Source organism: Mesorhizobium sp. M7A.F.Ca.AU.002.02.1.1 (assembly GCF_003998535.1).
Taxonomy (GTDB): Bacteria; Pseudomonadota; Alphaproteobacteria; order Rhizobiales; family Rhizobiaceae; genus Mesorhizobium; species Mesorhizobium ciceri.
Genome location: NZ_RZPB01000006.1, coordinates 22,476 through 30,267 on the forward strand (window position 1 = coordinate 22,476; position 7,792 = coordinate 30,267).

Consider the following 7,792-nt stretch of genomic DNA (forward strand, 5'->3'; position numbering starts at 1 on the left):
TGCGTGTCTTTGCTGGCAAAATGAGGAGTCAGGAATGCTTGGCCGGTCGGAGACGCACTGATGTCGATGCCGGGGCTGGCATACGGTCCCCTGGGCGATCGATGCATGCATGTCTGCGTGGACATGCAGCGGCTGTTTGCCGAGCCGTCTCAATGGGCAACACCCTGGATCACCCGGGTTCTCCCGCAGATCGAGACGCTGGTCGAAAGACGCGCGCCGCAGACGGTCTTTACACGCTTCCTGCCAGCCAAGAAGCCGGGGCAGGGCGTCGGCACCTGGAAGCGCTATTATGAGCGCTGGGCTTCACAGACGATCGAGACGATCGGGCCTGAAATGACCGAACTGTTGCCGTCTTTAGCCGGCTACTGCCCGCCAGCGGCGATCATCGACAAGCACATCTACTCGCCCTGGTTCGAAGGGCGCCTCAGAGCCTTCCTGGTGGAGCGCGGCATCGATACGCTCGTCATCACCGGTGGCGAAACGGATGTTTGCGTTCTGGCCACGGTGCTCGGAGCCATCGATTTCGGCTATCGCGTGGTTCTCGTCACGGACGCGCTATGCAGTTCTTCCGATTCAACCCACGACGCACTGCTGACCGTTTACCACCAACGTTTCGCGCAGCAGGTCGAGACGGTTGAGATGGAAACGGTTCTCTCGAACTGGACTTGACGTTCGCCAACTCGGCTCGGCGGAAAGTGTCCATGCTTCCTTGCGCGGTTTGGCTGCCTATCTGTTAAGAGAATAACGGACACCAGAACGGATAGCAGACGTGACGCAACGATCGGGAAGTGCTGATCTTCCACTCCATGGCGGGCGCGTGCCAAAATGGCTCGGCGACCGCATGACGCGTCTTGGCGCCGTGATGTGCGAAGCGATCATTCATCACTATGGTCGAGACGAACTGCTGCGACGGCTGGCGCATCCGTTCTGGTTCCAGTCCTTTGGTGCTGTCATGGGCATGGATTGGCATTCGTCGGGGATCACGACCAGCGTCGTGGGCGCTTTGAAGCGTGGCCTCACGCCGCTTTCCGGCGAGCTCGGCATTCATGTCTGCGGTGGTCGCGGCGCGCATTCGCGAAAAACCCCGCATGAACTCGAAGCCATCGGCCAACGCGTCGGCTTTGACGGAGCGGGCCTGGCCACCGTCAGCCGTCTTGTCGCCAAGGTCGACAGCGCCGCAGTCCAGGACGGTTTCGATCTTTACCTGCATGGTTTCATCGTCACCGATGACGGTCGCTGGGTCGTGGTGCAGCAAGGCATGAACGGTGACAGCAAGGTGGCGCGCCGCTACCATTGGCTCTCCGAGGGGCTCAAGAGTTTTGTCGACCAGCCGCATGCCGCCATCGAGGGCATCAATCAAGGCGAGATCGTCAACCTGACCGACAGGCGCGCCGACGCGTCGCGCCAAGGGCAACTGAACCTTTTGCAGGAGCTCGGACCCGATCGCATCCTGGGCGAGCTTGCAGCATTGGAGCGTTGCGCGGAGCCGAGGCGCCGGCAGGAACCGGAGCAGCCGCTGCTGCCGCATTTGGTCATGCCGGCCCATCACGACGTTCGCGAAAGCGATGTCGTCATGCATCGTCTTCACGGCAATATCGCCGCCGCCGCGGACCGCGGTCCCACCGATTTCGCCGAGCTCCTTCTGGTCCCCGGCGTCGGCGCGCGCACGGTGCGCGCGCTGGCCCTCGTTGCCGAGGTGGTGCATGGCGCGCCTTGCCGCTTTTCCGATCCCGGCCGCTTCTCGCTGGCGCATGGCGGCAAGGACAGGCACCCGTTCCCTGTGCCGCTTAAGGTCTATGACGAGACGATCGGCGTGCTGAAGTCGGCCGTGCAAAAGGCAAAGCTCGGTCGCGATGAAGAAATCGGCGCCTTGAGGCGGCTCGACGATCAGTCGCGGCAAGTCGAACGATACGTCACCGGCCTCAGCCTGAAGGAAATTGTCGCGGGAGAATTCGACCAGTCGCATCTGCTTGGCGGGCGCAGCGTGTTCGGGTGGGAAGCGGCCCCGGACACAGCACCTGCTGAGCGGAGCAAGAAGGCCTGAGAACGAGCTAGAGCGGCTGTAGATCAATCGTCCAGATCGATGAGCGCGACACCGAGATCCGGGCGCTTGCTGCGGCGCAGATGGCCGGGCGCTTCCACCAGGGTGATTTCGAGCGTTGGCCGAACGATGCCATCAAGCAGATGTCCACCCCGGGTGGTGCCATCGCTCAATCCCAGCACCGCATGGACGTGCAGGCTGGGCTTATCGTCATCACCCAGTGCGACATCGCCGATCGCGCTCAGAACCTCGCACTGTTCGTCGATAGGGATTTTGCGGTAGGTCTTCGCGTCCGGATCAAACCAGCCCACGGTGGCTTTTTCGAAAGCCCCTATGGCGGTCAGGGACGCGCTGCCGATCTTCTGGTCGACCGCGAAGGCGGTCAGTGCCGCGAACGCTTCTTCGCCTGGGTCGAGCACCAGGACAAATGTCCTTTGTCCGCCGATCTCATTGACGAGCTGCGATTTCATCCCTGTCCTTCCATCGTTCGGCCCCATTGAGCGCCGCCGTCAGATCAATGGGCACGGTGTTCCGCATTGCGCTTGCGGGTCGCTGCAGCTTTCTTTGCCGATTCCGATCGGCTTGCGGCAGACCGTGATGCCGATGCCTTGCCGCCGCTTTTGCCGCCTTTGTGCGCCGCCGGATGGCCCGTGTGTTTGCCGCGGCCCGAACCGCCTTCCTTCTTGCCACCGCCATCGTCCTTGTTGACGGTTGCCCATGCGCGCCGCTCTGCCTCCTTGTCGGAAACCCCGCGCTTCTCATAACCTTCGGCAATGTGGTCGGCTTTACGCTCCTGCTTGTCAGTGTACTTCGATTTGTCGCCTCGTGGCATGGCCAGCTCCTCCTGTTGAACAAGGGCTGAACGTCGACCCGACGCGGTGGTTCCAACATAAGTTCGCGAAGCCGAGGCCGCATGGCGGGGCAGCGCCATACACCGCCGCGGCGCGAGCTAACGCTTTTCGGGCCGGGGAGAGCGCAGCAGCAAGGCGAGAGGAACGAGCAGTGCGGTCGCTACCGCGCAATATCGAAAGACATCGATATAGGCGAGCAATGAGGCCTGCCGCGCTATCAACTGTCCTATCCAGCCGAGCGCCTGCTGTTTTGCGTCGATCATCGGCGAGCCTTGAGCCACGAAGTGCTCGGTCGCCTGACGCAGAACCTGCTGGTAGGCCGGTGACGACTGTGCCGTGTGGCCGACGAGGTTTGCCTGATGGATTTGCGCGTTCTGGGCTATCACCGTGTTGGACAGCGACACACCGATGCTTCCGCCGATGTTACGGGCAACGTTGATGAGTGCCGACGCCTGGTTCGTCTGCTGCGGAGCAAGACCGACGTAAGCCGCCGTCGAGATGGGGATGAACAGGAAGGGCAAACCGATCATCAGGAAGATGCGCGCGAAGGCAAAGAAGCCGAAACTGACGTCCGGGGTGAGCGATGTCATATGCCAGAGCGCGACAGCGACGACGGACATGCCTGCCATGATCAGGTATTTGGGCTGGACGATGGCGCCGGCAAATCCGGAAATCGGCATAAGCATCAACATTGCGATGCCACCCGGCATCATCGACAGGCCCGACAGGGTCGCCGTATAGTTGAAGGCGGTCTGCTGCAGTTGCGGCATCAACTGGGTGGTGCTGAACAGCACGGCGCCCACTGCCATCATCACCAGGAACGATGTGCCGAACTGGCGGCTGAACAGCAGGCGGACGTCGACGATCGGATCGCGGTGACTGAATTCCCACGGGATCAGCAGCAGAAATGAGACCGCCGAAATCGCCGCGAAGGTCACGATGAAACCTGATGCGAACCAGTCGTTGCGCTGGCCCTCATCGAGAAAGATCTCCAGGCAGCCGAGTGCCGTGGCGACCAGGATGAAACCGACCCAGTCTATTCTGAGGCCGCCCTTCAACCGTTCCTGCCGTTCGCGCTCGAGCACATCAGGCTCGACCACCAGCCACTGCACCAAGGCAAGCGACATGATGCCGAACGGGACATTGATGAAGAATATCCAGTGCCAGGAGAAATGGTCGGTCAGCCAACCGCCGATGGTCGGCCCGACTGTCGGTGCGACGATGACGGCAATGCCGTAAAGAGCAAATGCCTGGGAGCGTTTTTCGGGTGGAAAGGTGTCGGCGAGAATGGATTGTTCGCTGGGTGCCATGCCGCCGCCCCCGAGGCCTTGCAGGATCCTGAAGACGATGAGCATTTCCAGATTGGGCGCCAGGCCGCACAGCAGCGACGCTATGGTGAAGATCGCCACGCAAAGCATGTAGTAACGCTTGCGGCCGATGACGCTGGCCAACCAGCCGCTAACCGGGATGATCACGGAATTCGCGACCAGATAGGTGGTGATCACCCAGGTGCTTTCGTCCATCCCGGCCGCGAGGCTGCCGGCGATGTTGCGCAGCGCCACGTTGGCGATCGAGGTGTCGAGCACCAGCATGAAGGTGGCGATCGAGACGACGACTGCGATCAGCCACGGATTGCGCCCGCCGGCGGCGGACCGGGTTTCGCTCCGTTCACCAGCCATTTCGACGGCGCTCATCTCACCTTGACTGTCGGCACCACCGACAGGCCTGGACCCAGCAGCACGCCCGGCGGTCGGTCGAAGACGATCTTCACGGGCACGCGCTGCACCACCTTGACGAAGTTGCCGGTGGCATTCTCGGCCGGCAGCAGGCTGAAGGCGGTGCCACTGCCCGCCTGGATGCTGTCGACGCGGCCGTGGAAGTTCTTTTCGGGATAGGCGTCGATATCGATGTCGACGGGCTGTCCCGGCCGCATCAGATCAAGCTGGGTCTCCTTGAAATTAGCCTTCACCCAGACCTCGTCGGGAACGAACATCATCAGCACCTGACCAGGCTGGGCGTAGGTGCCCTTGGCGGCCGTGATACTGGTGGCGCGACCGGCGACAGGCGCGGTTATGATGGTGCGCGACAGCATGGTGCGGGCCTGCTCCTGGCTGGCCTTGGCTTGATTGAGCTTTGCTTGCGCGCTCTTGGTCTGTGCTTGCAGAACAGTGACCTGGCTTTTCGCGGCTGCCACGTTTGCTCCGGCGCTGTCGAGGGCGGCCTGGTCCTGGCGCAGGGTAGAAGCGGCCTGTTCCGCCTGCTGTTGGGTGGAGGTTCCCTTGGCCAGCAGCTCACGGTTGCGCTTGTCCTCCGCTTTGGCAAACTCGAGCGCGGCCTGGGCCTGCGCCACCTGCTTCTGTGCCGCATCGATCTTGGCGTTTTGTGCTTCGATCTGTGCACCGACATCGACGATCTCGGCCTGCGCCGAGGCCACACCGGCGTCGGCTTCCGCCAGGCTTGCCTGATAGTCGCTGTCGTCGATGCGCAAGAGCACGTCGCCGGCTTTCACAGACTGGTTGTCGGTGACCGCGACATCGGTGATACGACCCGATATCTCGGCACCGATCGTCACCGTGCGGGCGTCGATGAAAGCATCGTCGGTCGATTCATACTGACGCGCGTCCAGCCACCACAAGACCAGCCCTACGGCAATCAGCAGCACTGCGAGCAGGATGGCGATGGATATGTAAGGGTGCCGCCGAGGGAAGCTCAGCAGGCTGGGCTTTGGTTCTCCGGCCTGCTTATCCTGCTTGTGCTCCTGACCGACGTCTCTCCGGTGCTTTGGCGCCGCCTCTGAGGTGGCCCTGCGTGACGTGGCGTGCGTGTCGCCGGTTTCAGATTCTTCGGTTTGGGTTTTCGCGTCCACGGGAGAACTCCCAGGAGTTTTGACCGTGGCCAGTCAACGACAACTGGTCGTAAAAGGTTCCTGGCGACCGGGCACGGTTTCGCGCCTGGCGGAATTGGTTCAGCCGATTGCCAACCTGACCACGATGGCCAGGATCACGATACCGACCAAGCCGGCTATGAACATAACCCGACGCGTGCGCGTTCGCAGGATGATCTCGCCCTGTCTCGCCTGCTCCGCAGAGAACACAGGTCCATTGTCACCGTCCTTGTCATGCCGACCATCGCTCATGATCGCCTCCTTCCGGCCCTTGGCACACACCGGCTCTTGGCACACAACCATCGCTCGACAGGCGAGGTTCCGGTTATATCGATCCCGCCAGCAGAAAAAGGATCACAGGCTCGTGAGGAGGGAACTTTGTCCTCCGCGACTGGTTTGGGCCGCTTGAGACCCAGCCAGCCCGGAGCCAGCCATGCCCGATGCCAAGATGTCCAGTGGCCTGAGCAGACGCATGTTCATGACGGCCTCTGTTTCGGCGGCGGCGGCGATGCCGCTTGTGAATTCCCCGACGAGAGCTGCCCAGCCAGCGTCCGCAAAGCCAGCCGAACCGCGCGACTTGTCGGCGGTTTCAATGCGTATCAACAAACAGACCTACAATCTCGCGCTCGACAATCGAACCAGCCTGCTTGACGCTCTGCGCGACCACGTCGGCCTGACCGGCACCAAGAAAGGTTGCGATCACGGTCAGTGCGGCGCCTGCACGGTTCTGATCGATGGAAAGCGGGTACTGTCCTGCTTGAGCTTTGCCGTCATGAACCAGGGGCGGGAGATCACAACGGTGGAAGGCCTGGCCTCGACGGACGGGGAACTGCATCCGGTCCAGCAGGCCTTCGTCGACCACGATGCCTTTCAATGCGGCTATTGCACACCGGGTCAGATCATGTCCGCAATCGGTTGCATCAACGAAGGCCATGCTGGATCGGAAGATGACATTCGCGAATATATGAGCGGCAATCTATGTCGCTGTGCGGCGTATCCCAACATCGTTGCGGCGATCGTCCAGGCGCGCGACGAGATCAGGAGGGCTTAGGATGCGCCCCTTCGTTTATGAAAGACCAACCAGCGTCTCCGCTGCAATCGCCATGGCATCCCGTGTCGATGCCGTGCGCGTTCCGCCAACCGGCGCCGACACGCAATTCATCGCCGGCGGCACCAATCTGGCCGACTACATGAAGCTCGGTGTCGCGCGGCCGGACCGACTGCTTGACCTCAACACTCTTGCCGAGCCAGCCTTGCGGCAGATCAGGATAAACGATAACACGATCCGGTTTGGTGCACTGGTCCGCATGGGTGAAGCAGCCGACAACGATGACGTCCGGCGGCGTTGCCCCGCCCTTGCCGACAGCCTGAAATTCGCCGCCAGCGGTCAGCTTCGCAACATGGCGAGCCTGGGCGGCAATGTGCTGCAACGTACGCGCTGCGAGTATTTTCGAGAGATTTCCTGGCCGTGCAACAAGCGCGAACCCGGCTCCGGTTGCGCTGCGATGGAAGGGTCCAATCGCCAACACGCCGTGCTGGGTACGAGCGATGCCTGCATCGCCACGTATCACGGCGATTTCGCGCAGGCGCTGGTTGCGCTCGATGCCACCGTCGAGATCGAAGGTCCGCGGGGAAGGCGCACGCTTGCATTTGCCAAGCTGCACAAACGGCCGGGCGACACGCCCGACATCGAGACGGATCTCGCCGCCGACGAGCTCATAACCGCCATCGAAGTGCGGCTCGAACGGTGGAGCAGCCGGTCGCGCTATCTGAAGATTCGTGATCGCGAATCCTACGCGTTTGCGTTGGCGTCCGCGGCTGTTGCGCTCGACATGGATGGCGAGACGGTAAGGAGTGCGCGCATTGCGCTTGGTGGTGTGGCGACGGTGCCGTGGCGGGCGCGCGAAGCAGAGGACGCGCTACAGGGCAAAGTGCTTGACGAAGCCGCGGCGCAAGAGGCTGCCGAGGCTGCCTTCGCCGATGCCAGACCGCGCGAGCATAACGCATTCAAGATAC

9 protein-coding genes are annotated in these 7,792 nt (G+C 62.1%); 4 read left to right on the forward strand and 5 right to left on the reverse strand.

Annotated elements, in window-relative coordinates; genetic code table 11:
• Window positions 1–60: 60 nt before the first annotated feature.
• Complete coding sequence (locus tag EN879_RS01145) at window positions 61–669, forward strand: cysteine hydrolase (RefSeq protein WP_063168024.1); 609 nt, start codon at window positions 61–63, stop codon at window positions 667–669.
• A gap of 100 nt (window positions 670–769) precedes the next feature.
• Window positions 770–2,044, forward strand: a complete 1,275-nt coding sequence (locus tag EN879_RS01150) for a DUF763 domain-containing protein (protein WP_063168023.1) — start codon at window positions 770–772, stop codon at window positions 2,042–2,044.
• A gap of 23 nt (window positions 2,045–2,067) precedes the next feature.
• On the opposite strand, the gene EN879_RS01155 is transcribed toward EN879_RS01150, so the two are convergent.
• The 5 genes from EN879_RS01155 to EN879_RS01175 all read right to left on the reverse strand — a co-directional run bounded on the left by EN879_RS01155 (window position 2,068) and on the right by EN879_RS01175 (window position 6,028).
• Window positions 2,068–2,511 carry a PPC domain-containing DNA-binding protein gene (locus EN879_RS01155; protein WP_027161655.1) on the reverse strand — a complete coding sequence of 148 codons (444 nt, stop codon included), beginning with the start codon at window positions 2,509–2,511 and terminating at the stop codon, window positions 2,068–2,070.
• Window positions 2,512–2,555: 44 nt separating this feature from the next.
• Window positions 2,556–2,873 carry a hypothetical protein gene (locus EN879_RS01160; RefSeq protein ID WP_013531559.1) on the reverse strand — a complete coding sequence of 106 codons (318 nt, stop codon included), beginning with the start codon at window positions 2,871–2,873 and terminating at the stop codon, window positions 2,556–2,558.
• 117 nt (window positions 2,874–2,990) lie between these two features.
• Window positions 2,991–4,571, reverse strand: coding sequence for a DHA2 family efflux MFS transporter permease subunit (locus EN879_RS01165; protein WP_082826674.1), 1,581 nt, complete (start codon window positions 4,569–4,571; stop codon window positions 2,991–2,993).
• 11 nt (window positions 4,572–4,582) lie between these two features.
• Window positions 4,583–5,758, reverse strand: a complete 1,176-nt coding sequence (locus EN879_RS01170; RefSeq protein ID WP_244514300.1) for an HlyD family secretion protein — start codon at window positions 5,756–5,758, stop codon at window positions 4,583–4,585.
• A 99-nt stretch (window positions 5,759–5,857) separates the two neighbouring features.
• A complete protein-coding gene (locus EN879_RS01175) occupies window positions 5,858–6,028 on the reverse strand; it encodes a hypothetical protein (protein ID WP_082826673.1) in 171 nt (56 codons plus the stop codon).
• Between the two features lie 181 nt (window positions 6,029–6,209).
• On the opposite strand from EN879_RS01175, the gene EN879_RS01180 reads away from it, so the two are divergent.
• Both EN879_RS01180 and EN879_RS01185 read left to right on the forward strand, forming a co-directional pair.
• Entirely contained in the window at window positions 6,210–6,827 is a 618-nt protein-coding gene (locus EN879_RS01180) for a (2Fe-2S)-binding protein (protein ID WP_013531562.1), read from the forward strand.
• 1 nt (window position 6,828) lies between these two features.
• Window positions 6,829–7,792, forward strand: a 964-nt coding sequence (locus EN879_RS01185; protein ID WP_164774293.1) for a xanthine dehydrogenase family protein subunit M, incomplete at its 3' end; no start/stop codon positions are given.